The sequence below is a fragment of the Streptomyces aureocirculatus genome (genome assembly GCF_000720475.1).
In the GTDB taxonomy this organism is placed as follows: Bacteria; Actinomycetota; Actinomycetes; order Streptomycetales; family Streptomycetaceae; genus Streptomyces; species Streptomyces aureocirculatus.
Genome location: NZ_JOAP01000028.1, coordinates 53,254 through 77,168 on the forward strand (window position 1 = coordinate 53,254; position 23,915 = coordinate 77,168).

Consider the following 23,915-nt stretch of genomic DNA (forward strand, 5'->3'; position numbering starts at 1 on the left):
TCGGCCCGTACCGGCGTCTGGAGGCTTTACGGGTGGTGCACTCCGTGGTCCGCGCCCCTGCGTGCTCCGCTCCGCCCACTTTCGGTTGTGGAGTGTCAAGTCAATCGTGTGCGGCGGGCCGGGAGTTCATTCGAAGGGGTGGCGAATGGTGGCGTTTCCGCATCGGCCCTCGCCGGAAGGGTGATCGTAGGATTACGTTGAGTACACGGCCCGGGGATTGACGCACCCGTGGGTATGCCGGAGGCAAGTCGGTATCCCGTTCGAAGGGTGACATTCACATGACGGGCCGCCGCAACGCACGGCATTCTGTTAGGGCTTGACGTGGACCGCGGACAAGTGGCTTGAGGGATGGGGGCGTTCCAGTGGGCGGCAGTAGCGGTAGCGGTGCGAACGCCGAGAAACGCCCCAATGAGATGCTCGGTTCCTGGTTCGTGCGCAGCGGCTGGTCGAAGGGCGAGCTGGCACGGCAGGTGAACCGCAGAGCGCGCCAGTTGGGCGCGCACCACATCTCCACGGACACCTCCCGCGTCCGCCGCTGGCTCGACGGCGAGAACCCCCGCGAGCCGATCCCGCGCATCCTCTCCGAGCTGTTCTCCGAGCGCTTCGGCTGCGTCGTCGCCGTCGAGGACCTCGGCCTGCGCGCCGCCCACCAGTCGCCTTCGGTGTCCGGCGTCGACCTGCCCTGGACGGGCCCCCAGACGGTCGCGCTCATCAGCGAGTTCAGCCGCAGCGACCTGATGCTGGCGCGGCGCGGCTTCCTCGGCACCTCGCTCGCCCTGTCCGCGGGCCCCGCCCTCATCGAGCCCATGCAGCGCTGGCTCGTGCCCGGCCACTCCGCCCCCGTCGTGAGTGAGCCCGAGGCGCAGCTCGCGCCGCGCCGCCCGGGCCGCCTCTCCAAACCGGAGCTGGACCTCCTGGAGTCCACGACGGTGATGTTCCGCCAGTGGGACGCCCAGTGCGGCGGCGGGCTGCGCCGCAAGGCCGTCGTCGGCCAGTTGCACGAGGTGACCGACCTGCTCCAGGAACCCCAGCCCGAAGCCACCGCCAAGCGCCTGTTCCGGGTCGCGGGCGAGCTGGCCGAACTGGCCGGCTGGATGAGCTATGACGTGGGGCTGCAACCCACCGCCCAGAAGTACTTCGTCCTGGCCCTGCACGCCGCCAAGGAAGCCGGTGAGAAGCCCCTCGGGTCGTACGTCCTGTCCAGCATGAGCCGTCAGATGATCCACCTCGGCCGGCCCGACGACGCCCTGGAGCTGATCCACCTCGCGCAGTACGGCAGCCGCGACTGCGCGAGCCCCCGCACCCAGTCGATGCTGTATGCGATGGAGGCCCGCGCCTACGCCGGAATGGGCCAGCCGGGCCGCTGCAAACGCGCCGTCCGCATGGCCGAGGAGACCTTCGCCGACGCGGACGACTGGGACGAGCCCGAGCCCGACTGGATCCGCTTCTTCTCCGAGGCGGAACTCAACGGCGAGAACGCCCACTCCTTCCGCGACCTGGCCTATGTGGCGGGCCGCAGCCCCACGTACGCCTCCCTGGCCGAGCCCGTCATGGACCGCGCCGTCACACTCTTCGGCAACGACCCCGAGCACCAGCGGTCGTACGCACTGAACCTGATCGGCATGGCCACCGTCCACCTCCTCCAGCAGGAGCCCGAGCAGAGCGCGCTGCTCGCGGGCGAGGCCCTGGACATCGCCAAGAAGGTGCGCTCCGAGCGGGTCAACACCCGACTGCGCAAGACCGTCGCCAACGCCCTGCGGGACTTCGGGGACGTGCCGGAAGTGGTCCAGCTCACCGACAGGCTCGCCGTCGACATGCCGGAAACCGCGGAGGCCGGCTGAGGTTTCGGCCCCCTCCGCCGGCCGTCTCTCTCCCCCCGGTACGCGCCACCACCCGTATGACACCTCGTTCATCGGCGCGTAACACGTACGACTCCTTCGTCACTGCGGCGAAACATCGAGCGGCACTGGCCGAAACCGCGCTCCGCCAATGTCGTGCCGCATAACCGGCCCACCGTCCTCGCACCGCAGAGGCATCGAGCCGCACGGGCCGTATCCGACGACGAGGAGACGCCGATGCCCCCAGGCATCACGCTTGCCGCAGACGCCCCGGAGCTGTCTGCCGCCAACACCGGGTTCATGTTGATCTGCTCCGCCCTGGTGATGCTCATGACGCCGGGTCTCGCCTTCTTCTACGGAGGCATGGTCCGCGTCAAGAGCACCCTGAACATGCTGATGATGAGCTTCATCAGCCTCGGGATCGTCACCATCCTGTGGGTGCTCTACGGCTTCTCCGTCGCCTTCGGCACCGACCACGGCAGCCTCATCGGCTGGGAGGGCGACTACGTCGGCCTCGGCGGCATCGGCATCAACCAGTTGTGGGACGGGTACACCATCCCGGTCTACGTCTTCGCCGTGTTCCAGCTCATGTTCGCCGTCATCACCCCCGCGCTGATCAGCGGCGCCCTCGCGGACCGCGTGAAGTTCACCGCCTGGGCGCTGTTCGTCGCGCTGTGGGCGACGATCGTGTACTTCCCCGTCGCCCACTGGGTGTGGGGCACCGGCGGCTGGGCCTTCGAACTCGGCGTCATCGACTTCGCCGGCGGCACCGCCGTGCACATCAACGCCGGAGCCGCCGCCCTCGGCGTGATCCTCGTGATCGGCAAGCGCGTCGGCTTCAAGAAGGACCCGATGCGCCCGCACAGCCTGCCCCTGGTGATGCTCGGCGTCGGACTGCTGTGGTTCGGCTGGTTCGGGTTCAACGCCGGATCCTGGCTCGGCAACGACGACGGCGTCGGCGCGCTGATGTTCCTCAACACCCAGATCGCCACCGCCGCCGCGATGCTCGCCTGGCTCGCGTACGAGAAGTTCCGGCACGGCGCCTGCACCACCCTCGGCGCCGCCTCCGGCGCGGTCGCGGGACTCGTCGCCGTCACCCCGTCCGGCGGCTCCTGCTCGCCCCTCGGCGCGATCGCCATCGGTGCTGTCGCCGGACTGCTGTGCGCCATGGCCGTCGGCCTGAAGTTCAGGTTCGGCTACGACGACTCCCTGGACGTGGTGGGTGTCCACCTCGTCGGCGGCATCGTCGGCTCCCTCCTCGTCGGCCTCTTCGCCACCGGCGGCGGCCAGTCCACGGCACAGGGCCTCTTCTACGGCGGCGGCCTGGAGCAGCTCGGCAAGCAGGCCGCCGGTGTCGGCGCCGTCCTCGCGTACTCCTTCGTCGCCTCCGCCGTCCTCGCCCTCCTGATCGACAAGACCATCGGGATGCGGGTCGACGAGGACGAGGAGGTCGGCGGCATCGATCAGTTCCAGCACGCCGAGACCGCGTACGACTTCAGTGGTGCGGGCGGTGGCACCCTTCCGCGCACCGCACCCGCCGTGCCAGGACCGGTCAAGGACGCCTCGTCGGTGGCGCCGAAGAACAAGAAGGTGGACGCATGAAGCTCATCACCGCTGTCGTCAAGCCGCACCGGCTCGACGAGATCAAAGAAGCCCTCCAGGCCTTCGGGGTCCAGGGCCTGACCGTCACCGAAGCCAGCGGCTACGGGCGGCAGCGCGGGCACACCGAGGTCTACCGCGGCGCCGAGTACACCGTCGACCTCGTACCGAAGATCCGCATCGAGGTCCTCGTCGAGGACGACGACGCCGAACAGCTCGTCGACGTCATCGTCAAGGCGGCCCGCACCGGCAAGATCGGCGACGGGAAGGTGTGGAGCGTTCCCGTCGACACGGCGGTGCGGGTGCGTACCGGTGAGCGGGGGCCGGATGCTCTGTAGTCCCAGCGGCTACGCGGCGGCCCGGCTGCGCCTCCTCCAGGAGGAGGCGCGGTCCGGGGCGCCGCGGCGTTCGGCTCTCGCCGAGTTGACGGATGGGTGGCTCGGGGGGCTCTTTGGTGCTGGTGCTGGTGCTGGTGCTGGTGCTGGTGCTGGTGCTGGTGCTGGTGCTGGTGCGAGTACCGGTGCCGGTGGGCTTCGGGGGGTTTCTCTTGTTGCTGTGGGTGGGTATGGGCGCGGTGAGCTCTCGCCCCGTAGCGATCTCGATCTGCTGCTGTTGCACGACGGCTCCGCCGGAGCCGACGTCATCGCCGCCCTCGCCGACCGCGTCTGGTACCCCGTCTGGGACCTCGGCCTCACGCTCGACCACTCCGTACGCACCCCCGGCGAGGCCCGGAAGACCGCGGCCGACGATCTCAAGGTCCAGCTCGGTCTCCTCGACGCCCGGCACATCGCCGGTGACCTCGGGCTCACCGCCGCCCTGCGCACCACCGTCCTCGCCGACTGGCGCAACCAGGCCCCCAAACGGCTGCCCGAACTGCGCGAACTGTGCGACGAGCGGGCCGCGCGGCAGGGAGAACTGAGCCACCTCCTCGAACCCGACCTGAAGGAGGCCAGGGGCGGCCTCCGCGACACCACCGCGCTGCGCGCCGTCGCCGCGTCCTGGCTCGCCGACGCACCCCGCGAGGGCCTCGCCGACGCCCGCCGCGCCCTGCTCGACGTACGCGACGCGCTGCACCTCACGACCGGGCGCGCCACCGACCGCCTCGCCCTCCAGGAACAGGACCAGGTCGCCGCCGAACTCGGCCTGCTCGACGCCGACGCCCTGCTCCGGCAGGTGTACGAGGCGGCGCGCACCGTCTCGTACGCCAGTGATGTGACCTGGCGCGAGGTCGGGCGGGTGCTGCGGGCGCGGCGGGCTCGGCCGCGGTTGCGGGGGCTGCTCGGCGGTGGCGGTAGAGGGGGCGCCGTCGAGCGGTCGCCCCTCGCCGAGGGGGTCGTCGAGCAGGACGGTGAGGTCGTCCTCGCCCGGGCCGCGCGGCCCGAGCGCGATCCCGTGCTGCCCCTGCGTGCCGCGGCCGCCGCCGCGCAGGCCGGGCTTCCCCTGTCCCTGCACGCCGTACGGCGGATGGCCGCCGCCGTGCGGCCGCTGCCCACCCCGTGGCCCGCCGAGGCCCGTGAGCAGCTCGTGACGCTGCTCGGGGCCGGGCCGCCGACCGTCTTCGTCTGGGAGGCCCTGGAGGCCGAAGGCCTCATCACCCAACTGCTGCCCGACTGGGAGCGGGTGCGGTGCCGGCCCCAGCGCAACGCCGTCCACACCTGGACCGTCGACCGGCACCTCGTCGAGACCGCGGTGCGCGCCGCCGCGCTGACCCGGCGCGTCGGGCGGCCCGACCTCCTCCTCGTCGCCGCCCTGCTGCACGACATCGGCAAGGGGTGGCCCGGGGATCACTCCGTCGCCGGAGAAGTCATCGCCCGCGACGTGGCCGGGCGGATCGGGTTCGACCGTACGGACGTCGGCGTCATCGCCTGTCTCGTACGCCATCACTTGTTGCTGGTCGAGACCGCCACCCGGCGTGACCTCGACGATCCCGCCACCGTGCGGTCCGTCGCCGAGGCCGTGGGCTCGGTCGGCACGCTTGAGCTGCTGCACGCCCTCACCGAGGCGGACGCGCTGGCCACCGGGCCCGCTGCCTGGTCGTCCTGGCGGGGGGCGCTGGTCGCCGATCTGGTGAAGCGGGTGGGGGGTGTGCTGGCCGGGGGCTCTGCCTCCGACGAGCTTTACGGGACGGGTGTGGCCGCTGGGGGTGCGGAGCAGGAGCGGCTTGCCGTGGAGGCGCTGCGGACCGGGGGGCCTGTGGTGGCTCTGCGGGCCGAGGGCGATGACGGGGTCTCCGGTGGTGGGGCTTCCGGTGACGGGGTCTCCGGTGGCGGGGCTTCCGGTGGTGGGGCCTCCTCCGCTGAGGTGCTGGGTGTGGAGTTGCTCGTTGCCGTGCCTGAGCAGGGTGGGGTGTTGCCCGCCGTCGCCGGGGTGCTTGCCGTGCATCGGCTGACCGTGCGGACCGCCGAGCTGCGGGTCGTCGAGTTGCCGGAGGGGGTGGCCGGGGCTGTGCTGATGCTGCAGTGGCGGGTCGCCGCGGAGTACGGGTCGCTGCCGGAGGCCTCACGGCTGCGGGCCGATCTTGTCCGTGCTCTGGACGGGTCGCTGGACATCGCCGCGCGGCTCGCCGAGCGGGATGCCGCCTATCCGCGGCGGCGCGGGGCCGTGGCGCCGCCCGCTCGGGTGGCCGTGGCCTCGGTGGGGTCGCGGCGGGCGACGGTGATCGAGGTGCGGGCCCAGGATGCGCCGGGGCTGCTGCATCGGATCGGGCGGGCGTTGGAGGCGGCCGGGGTGTGGGTGCGCAGTGCGCATGTGTCTACGTGGGGGGCCAATGCGGTGGACGCCTTCTACGTGACAGGGGTGGACGGGGGGCCGTTGGCGGGGGAGCGGGCTGCGGAGGTGGCTCGGGCTGTGGAGGTGGCTCTGCGGCGGTGAGGGCTGGCCGCCGGCTGTGCTGACGGTCGTTTTCGCCTTTCCGGTTGTGGGGGTGGCGGGTCGTGGCGCCGCCTGCGCTGACGGTTTTCGCCTTTCCGTCTGTGGGGGTGGCGGGGTCGTGGCGGTATGGCCGTGCTCGCGTAGTGGACACTGCCTGGTTTCATCGCGCCGTAAGTGTGTTGCTTGGCACGCTGCGCTCGCAACTGGTCCGCCAGGGGCGAGGGGGGTACCTCCCTGCTCGAGCGGAGCCGAGAGCTTGGGGGAGGGTGGGCACAGCCCATGTGCCGGGTGCCCGTTCTGTGGGCGGAGGGGTGTAGCCCATGGCGACGGCAGCCGTCATGTGGGTAGAGGGGGCACGCTGCTGCGGCCCCGTGCCGCGCGTGGCCGGATGGGGCAGAGAGTGCGGGCGGTCAGGGTGAACCGGGGGCGGAGGGGGTCCCCGGGCGGGGGAGGCAGATACCCTGGAGGGCGACCCGTCCGCCCGCCCCCGATCCCGAGGATTCGCGACCGCCGTGTTCGACACTCTTTCCGATCGCCTCGCAGCGACATTCAAGAACCTCCGCGGCAAGGGTCGCCTGAGCGAGGCGGACATCGACGCCACGGCGCGCGAGATCCGCATCGCCCTGCTGGAAGCAGACGTCGCCCTCCCGGTGGTCCGCGCCTTCATCAAGCAGATCAAGGAGCGCGCGACCGGCGCCGAGGTCTCCGCGGCCCTCAACCCCGCCCAGCAGGTCATCAAGATCGTCAATGAGGAGCTCATTGGCATTCTGGGCGGCGAGACGCGACGGCTGAGGTTCGCCAAGAACCCGCCGACGGTCATCATGCTGGCCGGCCTCCAGGGCGCCGGTAAGACCACGCTGGCCGGCAAGCTCGGCCGCTGGCTGAAGAGCCAGGGCCACTCCCCGCTGCTCGTCGCCTGTGACCTGCAGCGTCCGAACGCCGTGAACCAGTTGTCGGTCGTCGCCGAGCGCGCGGGCGTCGGCGTCTACGCCCCGCAGCCTGGCAACGGCGTCGGTGACCCGGTCCAGGTCGCCAAGGACTCGATCGAGTTCGCGCGGACCAAGCAGTACGACGTCGTCATCGTCGACACCGCGGGCCGCCTCGGCATCGACCAGGAGCTGATGCGGCAGGCCGCGGACATCCGCGACGCCGTCAGCCCGGACGAGGTCCTGTTCGTCGTCGACGCGATGATCGGTCAGGACGCCGTGAACACGGCGGAGGCCTTCCGCGACGGCGTCGGCTTCGACGGCGTCGTCCTCTCGAAGCTCGACGGCGACGCCCGCGGCGGTGCCGCCCTCTCGATCGCCCACGTCACCGGGCGCCAGATCATGTTCGCCTCCAACGGCGAGAAGCTGGACGACTTCGACGCGTTCCACCCGGACCGCATGGCGTCCCGCATCCTCGGCATGGGCGACATGCTCACGCTCATCGAGAAGGCCGAGCAGACCTTCTCGCAGCAAGAGGCCGAGAAGATGGCCTCCAAGCTGGCGAGCAGCAAGGGCGGGAAGGACTTCACGCTCGATGACTTCCTGGCCCAGATGGAGCAGGTCAGGAAGATGGGCAGCATCAGCAAGCTGCTCGGGATGCTGCCCGGCATGGGGCAGATCAAGGACCAGATCAACAATCTCGATGAGCGGGATGTCGACAGGACTGCCGCCATCATCAAGTCCATGACCCCGGCCGAGCGCCAGGAGCCGACCCTCATCAACGGCTCGCGGCGGGCTCGTATCGCCAAGGGCTCCGGCGTCGAGGTCAGCGCCGTGAAGAACCTGGTCGAGCGGTTCTTCGAGGCCCGCAAGATGATGTCCCGCATGGCCCAGGGCGGCGGGATGCCGGGTATGCCCGGGATGCCGGGCATGGGTGGCGGCCCCGGCAAGCAGAAGAAGAAGCAGAAGCAGGCCAAGGGCAAGCAGCGCTCCGGCAACCCGATGAAGCGCAAGCAGCAGGAGGAGGAGGCCGCCGCGCGGCGCGCCGCCACCGAGGAAGCCGCCGCGGGCGGTGCGTTCGGGCTGCCGCCCGGGCAGGCCGGTAAGGACTTCGAGCTGCCGGACGAGTTCAAGAAGTTCATGGGCTGAGTGCGGCTCGGGCGTCGCGTCCGTCCGTCCGGCGCCTCTGGTGTCCTGCCATCGCCTTTGGGGCGTCCTGCCGTTCGGCGGGGCGCCCCAGGTGTTTGTGTGCCTGGACTTGTCTCGTGTGTGGCACCCATCCGTTTGTCTTGTGTGTTGCTGCGTTTGTCTTGGGTGTGGTTGGGCTTGTCTTGGGTGTGGTTGGGGTTGCCTTGTGTGCGGGCGCGCCATGTGTGGGTTGTCGTGTGTGGGTTGTCGTGTGTGCGGGCTGCCGAGGGGGCGTAGGGCTGGGGTGGTGCGTGGGGGCTTACCGCGTGCCGCTGGGCTTTTTGTGTCGTAGCGTCCGGATATGAGCAACCCCGTGCCGCCGCGTCAGAAGCCCGAGCAGCCGTGGCGCTCCGAGGGCGCTCCGGAGCCCGCTCCCACGCCGCCGTCAAGGCGCAGGCCGCCGGGGGGCTGGGGCGGGCTCGTTCTTGCCGCTCTGGTCGTCTATCTCGTCGCCAACCTCGTGCTCTCGTTCTTCGGTGACGGCGACGAGCCGACCATCTCGTACACGGAATTCAGTAAACAGGTCGACTCCGGGAACGTCTCGAAGATCTACTCCAAGGGCGACTCCATTCAGGGGCAGTTGAAGGAGGAACGGAAGGAGCCCGACGGCGGTGACTCTTACACCAAATTCACCACCCAGCGGCCCGAGTTCGCCGACGACAAGCTGTGGAGTGACCTGACCGAGCACGACGTCACGGTCACCGCCGAGCCGGTGGTGCAGGAGCGCAGTTTTCTCTCCAATCTGTTGATCTCGTTGGCGCCGATGCTGTTGTTGGTGGTCCTGTGGATCTTTATCGCTCGGCGCATGGCCTCGCGCATGGGTGGTGCGGGCGGCATGCTCGGGCGCAAGCAGCCGCCGAAACCCGTCGAGCTCGAACCAGGCAAGAAGCGGACGACCTTCGCGGACGTCGCCGGTATCGACGAGGTCGAGGGGGAGTTGAACGACGTTGTTGATTTCTTGAAGAATCCTGACGACTACCGGGCCATGGGGGCGCGGATGCCCGGCGGTGTGCTGCTCGCCGGACCGCCCGGGACCGGGAAGACGCTGCTCGCGCGGGCCGTCGCCGGTGAGGCCGGGGTGCCGTTCTTCTCGGCTTCCGCCTCGGAGTTCATCGAGATGATCGTGGGCGTGGGCGCTTCGCGGGTACGTGAGCTGTTCGCCGAGGCCCGCAAGGTCGCGCCGTCCATCATCTTCATCGACGAGATCGACACCATCGGGCGGGCCCGCGGCGGCGGCAGCGGCATGGGCGGGCATGACGAGCGCGAGCAGACGCTCAACCAGATTCTCACCGAGATGGATGGTTTCTCCGGCTCCGAAGGTGTCATCGTCATCGCCGCCACCAACCGCGCCGACATCCTCGACCCCGCTCTGACCCGGCCGGGCCGCTTCGACCGGGTGGTCAATGTGTCCCCGCCGGACCGGGGCGGCCGCGAGGCCATTCTCAAGATCCATACCCGGACCATTCCGCTCGCCGACGGCGTCGACCTGGCCCAGGTCGCCCGCACCACCCCCGGCATGACCGGAGCCGACCTCGCCAACCTCGCCAACGAAGCCGCCCTGCTCGCCGTGAAGCGCAAACAGCGCCCGGTGACGCAGTCCGACCTCTCCGAAGCCCTCGAAAAGGTGCAGCTCGGTGCCGAGCGGCCGCTGGTGATGCCCGACGAGGAGCGCCGCCGCACCGCGTACCACGAAAGCGGGCACGCGCTGCTCGGCATGTTGCAGCCCGGCGCCGACCCCGTCCGCAAGATCACCATCGTCCCGCGCGGACGCGCCCTCGGCGTCACCCTGTCGACGCCGGACGCCGACAAGTACGCGTACACCGAGGAGTATCTGCGCGGCCGCATCATCGGCGCACTCGGCGGCATGGCGGCCGAACACGTCGTCTACGGAGTCATCACCACCGGCGCCGAGAACGACCTGGAACAGGTCACCAACATCGCCCGCGGGATGGTCGCACGCTGGGGCATGAGCGAGCGCGTCGGCCGTCTCTCCGCCCTGCCGAACGACGCCCAGCAGGCCTACGGTCTCGCCGCCGCACCAGGGACCCTCGACACCATCGACGGCGAGATGCGCCGCATCGTGGACGAGTGCTACGAGAGCGCCTGCCGTCAACTGCGCGACCACCGTGAGCGCCTGGACGCCCTGGCCGCCGCCCTCCTGCGGAGCGAGACGCTGGAGGAGGCCGAGGCCTACCGCGTGGCCGGGATCCCCCGCCTAGGCAAGGAGACCTGAGGCCGCGCCTCGTGGGGGGGGGCTACGGAACGCGTGCGATCAGGTAGCGGAAGACGTTCGGCATCCACACCGTGCCGTCGCGGCGCTGATGCGGATGCAGCGCCTCGGTCAGCTCCTTGTCGACCTGCACCTGGTCCGTCGCGCCCACCGCCGCGTCGAAAAGCCCGGTGGACAGCAAGCCCCGGACCGCGCTGTCCATGTCCGCGTACCCGAAGGGACACGCCACCCGGCCCGAGCCGTCCGGTTTGAGGCCCGCGTACTGAGCGACCTCCTCCAGGTCGTCCCGGCACGCCGTACGCCAACTGCGGGTGGAGCGCAGCGGGTCGGCGAGCTTGGCGGCCACCCGGAGCACGGACGAGGTGGTGCAGCGCTCCGGCGGGCCCCAGCCGGCCAGGACCACCGGCGCACCCCGTTCGGCGAGCGGTGCCGCGCTCTCCAGGAGCACGGAAAGGCCCTCGGAGTCACCGGCCACACAGCCGATCGGCTGGAACGCGGTCACCAAGGTGTATTTCGGGCTGTCCGGCGCGGCGGCGTCCCCGGGAGTGCCCTCCACGAGCCGTGTGTCCCCCCGTGGCCGCGCCCCGGCGGACGCGTCCGACGTGAGACGCCCGCGGGCGAGCGCCAGGCGCTCGGGCGCCGAGGGTTCCACGCCGGTCACCGAGGCACCGCGCGACGCGGCCATCAGCAGGGCGAGCCCGGAGCCGCAGCCCAGGCCGAGGAGCCGGGTGCCGCCGCCCACGTCGAGCCGTGCGTACACCGCCTCGTAGAGCGGGACCAGCATCCTCTCCTGGATCTCCGCCCAGTCACGCGCGCGTGCGCACCGGTCCACACGGGGGCGGGCGCCCGCGCGCGGGAGGTGCGAGTGCACGAGCGTTGGTGTCATCGAAAGCGCCCCAATCCGCCAAGAGTTGTCGTGCCGATTCCTGCGGTTCGTCCGCCCCCGCGACGTGCGTTCACGCTCCCCCCGTATGCCAGGGAACTCCGCTTCCGTCGTGGCGTCCAGGGGTTGTGGGGCAATGCTTGCGTGCCACCGTCGTGCGCCCCCCGGCAGCGTGAATTTCCGCCCCTTCTGACGACACGGACGCACCATGCGCGCCACGTTCGCCGCGGGCGCGGCGGGGCGGTGCCGCACGCCGGAGACGCACCCGGTAACGTCGCCGTCGTGGCACGCGCGTACTGAGCGTCGTGGCACGGGCGTACCGAGAGCCGGGGTTCCGGACCGGGGCGCAGGCGTGGGGGTGATGACCGGTGGTTCTTCGCAACACGCCCCCCGGCGCGCGGAGTTGGACCGTACGCCGGACAAGCGCATGATCCTGAAGCGCGGCCTTTTGCGTACGCGTCACTACGTACCGGCTTGTTGTGAGCTGCGAGGCTTCTCCGCAGATCAGCGCACCCGCCCTCGTCCGGACGCATCAATGGCAACTGACGGGTAAGTGCAAATTATTTGAGATGCCCCGGAATGGAACCCGGAGGCACCTCGGCTCGTTGTCACGACGTGAGCACGACACCACCTGTTCTCGCCGCAGAGCTGGCACAGGCGTGGGCCGACATTCAGCGGCACCACTCCGAGCTGCCGGACCTAGCCGCGCCCGAATCCCTGATCGGAGAATCGTCGTCCGCCTGTGGCGCCGAGCTCTCCTTCGAGCGACTGCTTCACGAAGCAGTCCACGGCATCGCCGCCGCCCGCGGCGTACGCGACACTTCACGCGCAGGCCGCTATCACAACCGCAGATTCCTCTCGATCGCGGAGGAGCTGGGCCTCGACCACCCGGAGGAGCCGCACCCGAGCAGCGGTTTCTCCCTGGTCACCCTCAACCCCGAAGCGAAAAAGCGCTATCGCCCGACCATGGAGCGGCTGCAGCGTGCCCTGAAGGCGCACACGGCAGCCACCACGACGGACACCTCACGCACCTTCCGCGGACCGGCCGCCCGGCACGGCTCGTCCGGCGGCGGCGTGCGCGTGAAGGCGGTCTGCGACTGCGGGCGCAATGTCCGCGTCGTGCCGTCGGTGCTCGCCCAGGCGCCCATCATGTGCGGCGGCTGCGGCAAGCCCTTCAGGATCCCGGAGGTGGTCGGCGTGGCCGTGGGAGCGGGGTGAGCCGGGTCCACCCGCGGTGAGCCGGTGCGGCCGTCCGGAATCCGGCCGCTCTCCGGGAGCAGTGGCCCGGAGGGTCTCGGTCGAGGGCGGCGGTGGGGACGGGTGGGCGTATGGCACAATGGCTAGCTGTACTCGACAGTCGCACAGGACCCCTCTCTCCTCCGGCTGACGCGTCCATCGGGCATCTCGAGTACCGCAACCCCACGCGGCATCCCGTTGTGCCCAACCACGTCAAGACCAGGAGACACCACTTCCGTGGCAGTCAAGATCAAGCTGAAGCGTCTGGGCAAGATCCGTTCGCCTCACTACCGCATCGTCGTCGCCGACTCCCGTACCCGCCGTGACGGCCGGGCCATCGAGGAGATCGGCCTGTACCACCCGGTGCAGAACCCGTCGCGCATCGAGGTCAACTCGGAGCGCGCGCAGTACTGGCTGTCCGTCGGCGCCCAGCCGACCGAGCCGGTCCTCGCGATCCTGAAGCTCACCGGTGACTGGCAGAAGCACAAGGGCCTCCCGGCCCCGGCGCCGCTGCTGCAGCCCGAGCCGAAGGCCGACCACCGCGCCCTCTTCGAGGCCGTGGCCAAGGACGCCGAGGGCGGGCCCAAGGGCGAAGCCATCACGCAGAAGAAGAAGGCCGACAAGAAGGACGAGGCCCCGGCCGAGTCCGCGGCCGAGTCGACCGAGGCCTGAGCATGCTCGAGGAGGCTCTCGAGCACCTCGTGAAGGGCATCGTCGACAACCCCGACGACGTGCAGGTCGCCTCGCGCAACCTGCGCCGTGGCCGCGTCCTGGAAGTCCGGGTCCACCCGGACGACCTCGGCAAGGTGATCGGCCGCAACGGCCGCACCGCACGCGCGCTGCGCACGGTCGTGGGCGCCATCGGCGGCCGCGGTGTCCGCGTCGACCTCGTCGACGTCGACCAGGTTCACTGAACCACACGTAGCACCGGCTCGGGCCGGGGAGGGCTCCAGGGCCGTCCCCGGCCCGTAGTCGTATCAACAGGGAGAGTCACCACAGTGCAGCTCGTAGTCGCGCGGATCGGCCGCGCCCACGGCATCAAGGGCGAAGTCACCGTCGAGGTGCGCACCGACGAGCCGGAGCTGCGGCTCGCCCCCGGCGCCGTGCTCGCCACCGACCCGGCGGGCACCGGCCCGCTGACCATCGAGACGGGCCGGGTGCACAGCGGCCGGCTGCTGCTTCGCTTCGCGGGCGTACGCGACCGCACGGGCGCCGAGGCGCTGCGCAACACGCTGCTGATCGCCGAGGTCGACCCCGAGGAGCTCCCGGAGGACCCGGAGGAGTTCTACGACCACCAGCTCATGGACCTCGATGTCGTCACCAAGGACGGCACGGAGGTCGGCCGGATTACCGAGATCTCGCACCTGCCCTCGCAGGACCTGTTCATCGTGGAGCGGCCCGACGGCAGCGAAGTGATGATCCCGTTCGTCGAGGAGATCGTCACCGAGATCGACCTGGAGGAGCAGCGGGCCGTCATCGACCCGCCGCCCGGCCTGATCGACGACGGTGCGGAGATCGCCTCCGCGCGGGATGCCGCCGGGGCCGGGCTTGATGGCGGTGACAGCGCTGCTGGGTCTGCTGGGCCTGCTGGGGCTGGCGCCGAGGCTGCCGGAGCCGGGTCCGAGGCTGCCGGTGAGGGCTCGCCCGGTGCCGTGAAGGGCGACGCCTGATGCGGCTCGACGTCGTCACGATCTTCCCCGAGTACCTGGAGCCCCTGAACGTCTCACTCGTCGGCAAGGCACGCGCGCGTGGCCGCCTCGACGTCCATGTGCACGACCTCAGGGACTGGACGTACGACCGGCACAACACGGTCGACGACACGCCCTACGGCGGCGGCCCCGGCATGGTCATGAAGACCGAGCCCTGGGGTGACGCCCTCGACACCCTGCTCGCCGACGGTTACGAAGCGGGCCACACGGGCCCCGCCCTGGTCGTCCCGACGCCCAGTGGCCGCCCCTTCACCCAGGAACTCGCCGTCGAGCTGTCAGAGCGCCCCTGGCTGGTCTTCACGCCCGCACGCTACGAGGGCATCGACCGTCGCGTCGTCGACGAGTACGCGACGCGCATGCCGGTCTACGAGGTCTCCATCGGCGACTACGTCCTCGCGGGCGGCGAGGCCGCCGTCCTGGTCGTCACGGAGGCCGTGGCCCGACTCCTCCCGGGCGTGCTCGGCAACGCCGAGTCCCACCGCGACGACTCCTTCGCCCCCGGAGCCATGGCCAACCTCCTGGAAGGCCCCGTCTACACCAAGCCCCCCGAGTGGCGCGGCCGTGACATCCCGGACGTCCTGCTCAGCGGCCACCACGGCAAGATCGCCCGCTGGCGCCGGGACGAGGCGCTGCGCCGCACGACGGCCAACCGGCCCGACCTGATCGAGCGCTGCGACCCGGCGGCCTTCGACAAGAAGGACCGGGAAATGCTCTCGATCCTGGGCTGGGAGCCCGAGCCGGACGGCCGATTTTGGCGCAGGGTGAAGGCCGTGGAAGAATAGACCGTTGCTGTACGTCCAGCGTGCGCCCCTGCCACAGGGGGAGACGACGCCCGCCCGACGCGATCAGCATCCCTTCCGGAAGAGACCGGACTCCTCGGAGCCCCGGTCTTCTTTTCAAGAAGGCACCCAAACACTCATCACGATCACCGTTGATGACCTGTGGCATCAACGAGGAAGCAGACGATCATGTCTCACCTGCTCGACTCCGTCGACTCCGCGTCGCTGCGCAGCGACATCCCGGCCTTCCGCCCGGGTGACACCGTCAACGTCCACGTCCGCGTCATCGAGGGCAACCGCTCCCGTGTGCAGCAGTTCAAGGGCGTAGTCATCCGCCGCCAGGGCGCCGGTGTCCGCGAGACCTTCACGGTCCGCAAGGTCTCGTTCTCCGTCGGCGTCGAGCGCACCTTCCCGGTGCACACCCCGATCGTCGAGAAGATCGAGCTCGTCACCAAGGGCGACGTCCGTCGCGCCAAGCTGTACTACCTCCGTGACCTGCGCGGCAAGGCCGCGAAGATCAAGGAGAAGCGCGAGAACTGAGCTTGCGCACGGCCCTCGGGCCGAGCTCTCGCACGGGTCCACAGCGGGGCCGGATAGCATCTGGCCCCGATGGACACCGAAGCACAGCACACGGAGCGCGACCGCTCCTCCCCCTCCTCCGAGCCCGCACCCGCCACCGCGGAGGCGCCGGAGACAGAGGGAACGGAGGAGCGGTCGCGCTCCGTTTTCGCGTCCGTCGTCGGCCGGGTCCCGGGCGGCCGCCTCACCCTCACCGCCCTCCTGGGCATGGCCGTCCTGCTCCTGCTCGCCACCTTCGTGGTGCAGCCCTACGCCATCCCCAGCGGCTCCATGGAGCCCGCCCTGCGCCCGGGGGACCGCGTGCTCGTCAACAAGTTGGCGTACCGTTTCGGTTCCGGGCCCCAGCGCGGTGACGCGGTCGTCTTCGACGGCAGCGGCTACTTCGGAGACTCCGACTACGTCAAGCGGATCGTGGGCGTGGGCGGCGACCGAGTGGTCTGCTGCGACAAACGGGGGAGGATCAAGGTGAACGGCGCTCCCGTCGACGAGCCTCATCTGTTCCCCGGGGACGCCCCTTCGGAGGTGCCCTTCGACGTCGTCGTGCCCGACGACACCCTCTTCCTGCTCGGCGACCACCGCAGCGACTCCAGCGACTCCCGCGACCACCTCGGGTCTCCCGGCGGCGGCATGGTCCCGGAGGACGCGGTCATCGGCAGGGCCGACTGGATCGCCTGGCCGCTCGGCCGCTGGACCTCACTGAAGCGTCCCGACGCCTACGCGCGCGTGCCGGCACCAGGCGGCGCGCATGGGTAGCCGCGGCCGTACGAAAGCCACGCACAAGGCCGACACCCGCCTGCCCACCGGGACCCGGCCCACCGAAGGCCCCGTACTGCCGGGCCGCGCCGACCGCCGCAAGCTCGCCCGGAGGGTCAAACGCCGCAGGCGCCGCTCCGCGATCAAGGAAGTACCCCTCCTCATAGTCGTCGCGCTGCTCATAGCCCTGGTCCTGAAGACCTTCCTGGTGCAGGCCTTCGTGATCCCCACGGGCTCCATGGAGCAGACCATCCGCATCGGTGACCGCGTCCTGGTCGACAAGCTCACCCCGTGGTTCGGCAACAAGCCCGAACGCGGGGACGTCGTCGTCTTCAAGGATCCCGGGAACTGGCTCTTGGAGGAGCGCGGCAAGAAGAAGGACGACCCCGTCGTCGTCAAGCAGGTCAAGCAGGGCCTCACCTTCATCGGGCTGCTCCCCTCCGACGACGAGCGCGATCTGATCAAACGCGTCATCGGAGTCGGCGGTGACACCGTGAAGTGCTGTGACAAGAACGACAAGGTCACCGTCAACGGCAAGCCGATCGACGAGCCGTACCTCCACCCCGGTGACAAGCCCTCCGCCTTCGAGTTCGAGGTGAAGGTCCCCGAGGGACGCCTCTTCGTCATGGGCGACCACCGGTCGGATTCCGCCGACTCGCGCTTTCACCGGAACGAAAAGTTCAGCGGCACCGTCTCCGAGGACGAGGTGGTGGGCCGCGCACTCGTCATCGCCTGGCCGTTCGGTCACTGGCGCAAACTCTAGGAACCCGGTACGTACCCGGCGGGACCGACGCGCCCGCCGGGTCGGGCACCGTCACAGGAGCGTCGCATAGGGTGGCCTCCGGCGGTGGCAACGGAAATACCGGCCTCCCGACCCCTGCGGAACTCCCGCTCGTTAAGGGAGTGGTGGGCCTGCGTCGCGCACGGGGCAGGCAGCGGAACGGACTGAGGAGTGGATGTGGGGGATGTGGCGGTCGGCGCACGATCCGGACACGAGGGGCCCGAGGAGCAGCCAGGGCACTCCGCGGGGCCGGTACCCGCACCCGCGGGGGACGGGATGAGCACCGGACCGGACACCGCGGCCCCCGGCCCCGCGGCGGCTCCCGGCGAGACCGGCGCCCCGGGCCCCCAGGGAGCCGAGCCGCCGAAGCCGGCGAAGGGCAAGAAGCCCAAGTCGTTCTGGAAGGAGCTGCCGCTCCTCATCGGAATCGCCCTGGTCCTCGCCCTGGTCATCAAGACCTTCCTGGTCCAGGCGTTCTCCATCCCGTCGGACTCCATGCAGAACACGCTGCAGCAGGGTGACCGCGTCCTTGTCGACAAGCTGACCCCGTGGTTCGGCTCGGAGCCCGAGCGCGGCGAAGTCGTGGTCTTCAAGGACCCCGGCCACTGGCTGGACGGCGAACCCACCCCCGAGCCCAACGCGGTGCAGCGGGTCCTCGGCTGGATCGGCCTGATGCCCTCCGCCGACGAGAAGGACCTCATCAAGCGCGTGATCGCGGTCGGCGGCGACACCGTGGAGTGCAAGGGCACCGGACCGCTGAAGGTCAACGGCAAGGCGCTGAACGAGAAGAACTACGTCTTCGAGGGCAACACCCCCTGCACGGTCGACGACCAGGGCGGCCAGTTCAAGATCACGGTTCCCAAGGGCAAGATCTGGGTCATGGGTGACCACCGGCAGAACTCGCTGGACTCCCGCTACCACCAGAACCAGCCCGGTGGCGGCGCCGTGCCCGTCGACAACGTCGTGGGCCGCGCCTTCGTGATCGCCTGGCCCCCCACCCGCTGGGCGACGCTGCCGGTCCCCGACACCTTCGACCAGCCGGGCATCAGCCAGGCGATGGGCGCCGCACCGGCCGCCCTCGGCCTCGCGGGCGCGGTGCCGATCGTCCTGTGGCGCCGCCGCCGGGCGGCCGCACGCCCGGATTCCGGGCCCGGCTCCAGGGTTTCTGGCGGACGTACCGCCGGGTAGTCTGCCGTCCCAGATCGCCGATCTTCCACGGCCCGTCCGGAACAGCGCGCGTCATCGCCGTACGCCGCTCGCATACTCGGTACGAGGGGCCGCGGGGGTCGTCTCCGAGCCGGGGGAGCACTGGGATGAGCACGACGCGTCGTACGGACGAGGGCCACGGACGGCTCGGCAGCACACTGTCGGGGGTCGCCGTGGCCCTCGGCTGTGTCCTCTTCCTCGGCGGCTTCGTCTGGGGCGCCTTCGTCTACCAGCCGTACACCGTTCCCACGGGCTCGATGACCCCCACCATCGGGGCGGGCGACCGGGTCCTCGCCCAGCGCATCGACGGCGACGACGTGCGCCGCGGTGACGTCGTCGTCTTCCGGCAGCAGTCCTGGGGCGACCTGCCGATGATCAAGCGCGTCGTCGGCGTCGGCGGCGACAAGGTCGCCTGCTGTACCGAGGGCAGGCTGACCGTCAACGGCAAGCAGATCGAGGAACCGTATCTCCCCAAGGGGGAAGATGCCGCGGCGACCGGCCTTCCGGCCACGACCGTGCCCGAGGGGCGGCTGTTCCTGCTCGGTGACGAGCGCAGCGGTTCGATGGACTCCAGCGTGCACCTGGAGGACGCGAACCACGGCACCGTGCCGCGCAGCGCCGTGAAGGCCCGCGTCGACGCCGTGGCCTGGCCGCTGGACGGCATGCTCGACCCCACCACGGCCTTCGACGGTCTGCCCGGCGGCGGCGGGTCCGAGCCGGGGCCGCTGCGGCTCCAGCTCGCCGCGGTGGTGACGGGAGCGGTGCTTGTCCTCGGCGGGGCCGCGTACGGGCCCATCGCCAGGCGGACCCGGCGGGGTGCCGGGTCTACCGGCGGCGCGGGCGCGGGCGGCAGGTCCGGCGGGACGACGGAGGCCGCGGGTGTCGGCTGACGGGGTGGCGTCCGACGAGGTGTCGCCGGGGGCGGCTGTGGGCGGGCCGTCGGTGCCCGCGGACGGGGTGACCGGTGCCGCTGGGGCCGGCGCGATGGCGGGGCGGCCGCTGCGGAAGGTGGCCCGGGTCGTGCTCCTGGACGGGCGCGACCGCATTCTGCTGCTGCACGGGCACGAGCCGGGCGACCCGGCGGACGACTGGTGGTTCACGCCGGGCGGCGGCCTTGAGGGCGACGAGACGCGTGCGCAGGCCGCGCTGCGGGAGCTCGCCGAGGAGACGGGAATCACAGACGTCGAACTCGGCCCCGTCCTGTGGCGGCGGATGTGTTCCTTTCCCTTCGCGGGACGGCGCTGGGACCAGGACGAGTGGTACTACCTGGCGCGCACCACACAGACGGTGACGCGCCCGGCGGGGCTGACCGAGCTCGAGCGGCGCAGTGTCGCGGGAGCGCGCTGGTGGACGTGCCCGGAACTGGCCCGGGCACGTGAGACGGTGTATCCGACCAGGCTCGCCGAGTTGCTGCGCAAGCTGCTCGACGAGGGTCCTCCGAGCTCGCCCGAGACCCTGGACACGGAAATCGTGTAGGGGCCCCCGGGGCTGGCGCACAATAGGGGGACGCACGGCTGAAGGGGAACATGCCATGAGCGCCGAGGACCTCGAGAAGTACGAGACCGAGATGGAGCTGAAGCTCTACCGGGAGTACCGCGACGTCGTCGGGCTGTTCAAATACGTGATCGAGACCGAGCGGCGCTTCTACCTCACCAATGACTACGAGATGCAGGTGCACTCGGTCCAGGGCGAGGTGTTCTTCGAGGTCTCGATGGCCGACGCCTGGGTGTGGGACATGTACCGCCCGGCCAGGTTCGTCAAGCAGGTGCGGGTACTCACGTTCAAGGACGTGAATATCGAGGAGCTCAACAAGAGCGATCTGGAGCTTCCGGGCGGCTGAGCCGCCGCCCGCACTGGGCCCGGCGGCAGGTGAGTCACCCTTCCGGGGGACGGAGTTGTCCACAACCCGCGAGTAACGCACCAAGATCCAACAGCGGGGCGCCACCACGTGACCGTGGGTGTCGGAGGTGGTGCCGACATGAACGCACAGGGTGCTCTCGGCAGGTACGGCGAGGAACTGGCCGCACGGCGGCTGGCCGAAGCCGGAATGACGGTCCTGGACCGCAATTGGCGTGGCGGCCGCACGGGTGAGATCGACATCGTCGCCCGCGACGGCGACGCCCTGGTCGTCTGCGAGGTGAAGACCCGCAGGCAGGCCTCGTTCCAGCACCCGATGGCGGCGATGACGCCCGTCAAGGCCCAACGGCTGCGTGGTCTCGCGGAACGCTGGCTCCAGGAGCACGGCGGGGCACCACCGGGCGGGGTGCGCATCGACCTGGTGGGCGTCGTCGTGCCCGAGCGGGGCGCCCCCGTGGTGGAGCACGCCCGGGGGGTGGCGTGATGGGATTCGCGCGTACGTGCTCGGTGGCCCTGGTGGGCGTCGAAGGCGTCGTCGTCGAGGTCCAGGCCGATCTGGAGCCGGGCGTCGCGGCGTTCACGCTGGTGGGGCTGCCCGACAAGAGCCTCACGGAGAGCCGGGACCGGGTCAGGGCGGCCGTGGTCAACTCCGGCGGTGAGTGGCCGCAGAAGAAGCTCACGGTCGGGCTGAGCCCCGCGTCCGTGCCGAAGGGAGGCAGCGGCTTCGACTTGGCCGTGGCCTGTGCCGTCCTCGGAGCGGCGGAGCGGATCGACCCCCGCGTCCTCGCCGACGTCGTGATGATCGGGGAACTGGGGCTCGACGGCCGGGTGCGTCCGGTGCGCGGTGTGCTGCCCGCCGTCCTCGCGGCGGCGGACGCGGGCTATGAACAGGTGGTCGTCCCGGAGTGCACGGCTGCGGAAGCTGCCCTGGTACCCGGGGTTTCCGTCCTGGGGGTGCGCAGTCTCCGCCAGTTGATCGCGGTCCTCACCGACGAGCCCGTCCCCGAGGAACCCCCGGACGAATCCGGCCGCCCGGATCCCCTGATGGCGGGCCTGAACCTGCCCGGCGCGGCGTTCGGCAGCGGTATGGGCGGTGTCGCCGCCCACGACCAGCGGCACGACTTCGCGGACGTGGTCGGCCAGGTGTCCGCGCGGACGGCGATGGAGGTCGCCGCCGCCGGCGGGCACCACGTGTTCCTCCAAGGCCCGCCGGGCGCGGGCAAGACGATGCTCGCCGAGCGGATGCCGGCCATCATGCCCCGCCTGTCCCGGGCGGAATCCCTGGAGGTCACCGCCGTCCACTCGGTCGCGGGCATGCTGCCGCCCGGCAAGCCCCTGGTGGATGTCCCGCCGTTCTGCGCGCCGCACCACTCGGCGACCATGCAGTCGCTGGTGGGAGGCGGCAAGGGGATCGCCCGTCCCGGGGCGGTCTCCCTGGCGCACCGGGGAGTGCTCTTCCTCGACGAGGCTCCTGAGTTCAGCAGCCACGCCCTGGACGCCCTGCGCCAGCCGCTGGAATCGGGGTACGTCGTGATCGCCCGCAGCGCCGGAGTGGTGCGGCTGCCCTCACAGTTCCTGATGCTCCTGGCTGCGAACCCCTGCCCGTGCGGCCGCCTCAGCGTGACCGGCGACAACTGCGACTGCTCACCCAACAGCATCCGCCGCTATCAGTCACGGCTCTCCGGACCCCTCCTCGACCGGGTCGACCTCCGCGTGGAGGTAGAGCCGGTCACCCGCTCCGAACTGACGGCCCAAGGGGCGCGTGGCGAGTCCACGCAGGTCGTGGCCGCCCGGGTGCGTGCCGCCCGGGAGCGCGCGGCCACCCGCCTCACGGGCACACCGTGGCGCGCCAACAGCGAGGTGCCCGGCCACGAACTGCGCAGCCGCTGGCAGGCGGTCCCCGGCGCCATGGCCGAGGCCGAGCACAGCCTGGAACGCGGTGTCCTCACCGCACGCGGCCTCGACCGCGTGCTGCGGGTGGCGTGGACGGTGGCGGACCTGACGGGCCACGACCGCCCCGACGCCGGCGACGTGGCCCTCGCCCTGCAACTGCGCACGGGGGTGCCACGCGGGGTGCCGATGGTGGTGGGGGCGCGACCGTGAGGCAGGGGGACGAGGAGTGGCCGGGGGGCGAGGAGTGGCTGGCCCGTGTCGCGCTGACCCGCGTGCTGGAGCCGGGGGATGCCGTGGGCGGGCGGTGGCTCCGGGAGTGGGGGGCCGTAGAGGTGCTGCGGCGGCTGGTCGAGGGGGATGCGGGTGATGTGGGGGCCGCGGGGGACGCGTGGTCCGGGGGCGAGAGGCCTGAGGGGTACGGGAGGCCTGAGGAGGATGCGAGGTCCGGGGGCCGGGAGAGGGGTGAGGGGTACGGGAGACCCGCGAGGGACGCGTGGTTCGAGGGCAAGGGGAGTGAGGGACACGGGAGGCCCGAGGGGGAAAGGGCGGCCGCAGGGGGTGGTGGCGCGCGGCTGCCGGGGGTCTCGGCGAAGCGGTGGGCGGGGCTGAGGGCGCGGGCCGGACGGGTACGGGCGGAGCGGGACCTGGAGACGGCCACGGTGGCAGGGGCACGGTTCGTGGCGCCGGGGGACGCCGAATGGCCCGCCCAACTGGACGACCTGGGGGACGCGCGGCCCGTGGGGCTGTGGGTGCGGGGGCGGCCCTCCCTGCGGATATGGGCGCTGCGGTCGGTGGCGGTCGTGGGGGCGCGTGCCTGCACGGAGTACGGGGCGCACATGGCGGCGGACCTGGGCGCGGGTCTCGCCGAGCGCGGGTGGGTTGTGGTGTCCGGCGGCGCGTACGGCGTGGACGGCGGCGCGCACCGGGGTGCTCTCGGCGCGGGCGGCGCCACGGTGGCGGTCCTTGCGTGCGGGGTGGACAGGCCCTATCCCCGGGGTCACGCACAACTGATCGGGCGGATCGCCGAACAGGGACTCGTCGTGGGGGAGTTGCCGCCGGGCGACCATCCGACGCCGAGCAGATTCATCCTCAGGAACAGAGTCATCGCCGCGCTCACCCGGGGCACCGTCGTCGTGGAGGCCGCCCACCGCAGCGGCGCGCTGGTCACGGCCCGCTGCGCCCAGGACCTCGGGAGGTACACGATGGGAGTACCCGGCCCGGCCACCAGCGGCCTCTCGGCCGGGGTGCACGAGCTGCTCCGCGGGGACGCGGTGCTGGTCAGCGATGCCGCCGAAGTCGTGGAGCTGGTGGGGGACATGGGGGACGTCGCGCCCCGACGGCGCGGCCCGGTGGTGCCGCGGGATCTGCTCGACCCGGAGGCGGCGGGTGTGCTGGCGGCGCTGCCCGCGCGGGGAAGTGCGGGGGTGCGGGACATCGCGCTGAGCGCGGGCACCAGTACGGACGACGCGGTCGTCCGGCTGTACGAACTTCGCTCGCTCGGGTTCGTCGAACGACAGGGCGACGGCTGGCAGTTGACACGCCAGACGATTCCCCCGGTCTTTCCGGGCGGGGGTGGGAGGTGACGGT

21 protein-coding genes and 1 pseudogene are annotated in these 23,915 nt (G+C 71.0%); 21 read left to right on the forward strand and 1 reads right to left on the reverse strand.

The window, feature by feature from the left end; all coding sequences use genetic code 11:
• Positions 1-362: 362 nt before the first annotated feature.
• The 6 genes from nsdA (at position 363) to ftsH (ending at position 10,655) form a co-directional block, all read left to right on the forward strand.
• On the forward strand, positions 363-1,841 hold the full coding sequence (gene nsdA / locus IG78_RS0124915) for a transcriptional repressor NsdA (RefSeq protein WP_030566923.1): 1,479 nt from the start codon (positions 363-365) through the stop codon (positions 1,839-1,841).
• Positions 1,842-2,075: 234 nt separating this feature from the next.
• Positions 2,076-3,440 (forward strand): ammonium transporter, encoded by a 1,365-nt coding sequence (locus IG78_RS0124920; protein WP_030566926.1) that lies wholly within the window; start codon positions 2,076-2,078, stop codon positions 3,438-3,440.
• Entirely contained in the window at positions 3,437-3,775 is a 339-nt protein-coding gene (locus IG78_RS0124925; RefSeq protein ID WP_005311372.1) for a P-II family nitrogen regulator, read from the forward strand. The genes IG78_RS0124920 and IG78_RS0124925 overlap by 4 nt, the downstream gene beginning before the upstream one ends.
• Positions 3,765-6,308: a [protein-PII] uridylyltransferase gene (locus tag IG78_RS0124930; protein WP_030566929.1), complete on the forward strand. Its 2,544-nt coding sequence runs from the start codon at positions 3,765-3,767 to the stop codon at positions 6,306-6,308. The genes IG78_RS0124925 and IG78_RS0124930 overlap by 11 nt, the downstream gene beginning before the upstream one ends.
• A 512-nt stretch (positions 6,309-6,820) precedes the next feature.
• Positions 6,821-8,383, forward strand: coding sequence for a signal recognition particle protein (gene ffh, locus IG78_RS0124935; protein WP_030566931.1), 1,563 nt, complete (start codon positions 6,821-6,823; stop codon positions 8,381-8,383).
• A 340-nt stretch (positions 8,384-8,723) separates the two neighbouring features.
• Positions 8,724-10,655 carry an ATP-dependent zinc metalloprotease FtsH gene (gene ftsH, locus IG78_RS0124940; protein WP_030566934.1) on the forward strand — a complete coding sequence of 644 codons (1,932 nt, stop codon included), beginning with the start codon at positions 8,724-8,726 and terminating at the stop codon, positions 10,653-10,655.
• A 22-nt stretch (positions 10,656-10,677) separates the two neighbouring features.
• Here ftsH and IG78_RS0124945 read toward each other — a convergent pair whose 3' ends face one another.
• Positions 10,678-11,538 carry a class I SAM-dependent methyltransferase gene (locus tag IG78_RS0124945; protein WP_051852945.1) on the reverse strand — a complete coding sequence of 287 codons (861 nt, stop codon included), beginning with the start codon at positions 11,536-11,538 and terminating at the stop codon, positions 10,678-10,680.
• Between the two features lie 612 nt (positions 11,539-12,150).
• Here IG78_RS0124945 and IG78_RS0124950 point away from each other — a divergent pair.
• The 15 genes and pseudogenes from IG78_RS0124950 to dprA all read left to right on the forward strand — a co-directional run bounded on the left by IG78_RS0124950 (position 12,151) and on the right by dprA (position 23,911).
• A complete protein-coding gene (locus IG78_RS0124950; RefSeq protein ID WP_030566938.1) occupies positions 12,151-12,753 on the forward strand; it encodes a hypothetical protein in 603 nt (200 codons plus the stop codon).
• 255 nt (positions 12,754-13,008) lie between these two features.
• Complete coding sequence (rpsP, locus tag IG78_RS0124955; RefSeq protein WP_030566940.1) at positions 13,009-13,443, forward strand: 30S ribosomal protein S16; 435 nt, start codon at positions 13,009-13,011, stop codon at positions 13,441-13,443.
• A 2-nt stretch (positions 13,444-13,445) separates the two neighbouring features.
• Complete coding sequence (locus tag IG78_RS0124960; protein ID WP_030361979.1) at positions 13,446-13,685, forward strand: RNA-binding protein; 240 nt, start codon at positions 13,446-13,448, stop codon at positions 13,683-13,685.
• A gap of 84 nt (positions 13,686-13,769) precedes the next feature.
• Positions 13,770-14,441 (forward strand): ribosome maturation factor RimM, encoded by a 672-nt coding sequence (rimM, locus tag IG78_RS0124965; RefSeq protein WP_078965487.1) that lies wholly within the window; start codon positions 13,770-13,772, stop codon positions 14,439-14,441.
• On the forward strand, positions 14,441-15,262 hold the full coding sequence (gene trmD, locus IG78_RS0124970; RefSeq protein ID WP_030566945.1) for a tRNA (guanosine(37)-N1)-methyltransferase TrmD: 822 nt from the start codon (positions 14,441-14,443) through the stop codon (positions 15,260-15,262). Before rimM ends, trmD begins: the two co-directional genes overlap by 1 nt.
• A 186-nt stretch (positions 15,263-15,448) precedes the next feature.
• Positions 15,449-15,799, forward strand: a complete 351-nt coding sequence (rplS, locus tag IG78_RS0124975; protein WP_016638799.1) for a 50S ribosomal protein L19 — start codon at positions 15,449-15,451, stop codon at positions 15,797-15,799.
• A gap of 69 nt (positions 15,800-15,868) precedes the next feature.
• Complete coding sequence (lepB, locus tag IG78_RS0124980; protein WP_030566948.1) at positions 15,869-16,591, forward strand: signal peptidase I; 723 nt, start codon at positions 15,869-15,871, stop codon at positions 16,589-16,591.
• Positions 16,584-17,659, forward strand: a pseudogene (lepB, locus tag IG78_RS42645) (signal peptidase I); the annotation flags it as partial. The gene lepB (IG78_RS0124980) and the pseudogene lepB (IG78_RS42645), both read left to right, overlap by 8 nt.
• The gene (gene lepB / locus IG78_RS50640; RefSeq protein WP_030566950.1) at positions 17,649-18,560 is read left to right on the forward strand and encodes a signal peptidase I; all 912 of its coding nucleotides are present in this window, start codon (positions 17,649-17,651) and stop codon (positions 18,558-18,560) included. The pseudogene lepB (IG78_RS42645) and the gene lepB (IG78_RS50640), both read left to right, overlap by 11 nt.
• Before the next feature lie 125 nt (positions 18,561-18,685).
• Complete coding sequence (gene lepB / locus IG78_RS0124995; RefSeq protein WP_030566952.1) at positions 18,686-19,468, forward strand: signal peptidase I; 783 nt, start codon at positions 18,686-18,688, stop codon at positions 19,466-19,468.
• 94 nt (positions 19,469-19,562) lie between these two features.
• Positions 19,563-20,054, forward strand: a complete 492-nt coding sequence (locus IG78_RS0125000) for an NUDIX hydrolase (protein ID WP_030566961.1) — start codon at positions 19,563-19,565, stop codon at positions 20,052-20,054.
• A 55-nt stretch (positions 20,055-20,109) separates the two neighbouring features.
• The gene (locus tag IG78_RS0125005) at positions 20,110-20,418 is read left to right on the forward strand and encodes a DUF2469 domain-containing protein (RefSeq protein WP_003965949.1); all 309 of its coding nucleotides are present in this window, start codon (positions 20,110-20,112) and stop codon (positions 20,416-20,418) included.
• A gap of 108 nt (positions 20,419-20,526) precedes the next feature.
• A complete protein-coding gene (locus IG78_RS0125010) occupies positions 20,527-20,919 on the forward strand; it encodes a YraN family protein (RefSeq protein WP_107054998.1) in 393 nt (130 codons plus the stop codon).
• Positions 20,919-22,538: a YifB family Mg chelatase-like AAA ATPase gene (locus tag IG78_RS0125015; protein ID WP_030566965.1), complete on the forward strand. Its 1,620-nt coding sequence runs from the start codon at positions 20,919-20,921 to the stop codon at positions 22,536-22,538. Before IG78_RS0125010 ends, IG78_RS0125015 begins: the two co-directional genes overlap by 1 nt.
• Complete coding sequence (gene dprA, locus IG78_RS0125020) at positions 22,535-23,911, forward strand: DNA-processing protein DprA (protein WP_107054999.1); 1,377 nt, start codon at positions 22,535-22,537, stop codon at positions 23,909-23,911. Before IG78_RS0125015 ends, dprA begins: the two co-directional genes overlap by 4 nt.
• Positions 23,912-23,915: the final 4 nt, after the last annotated feature.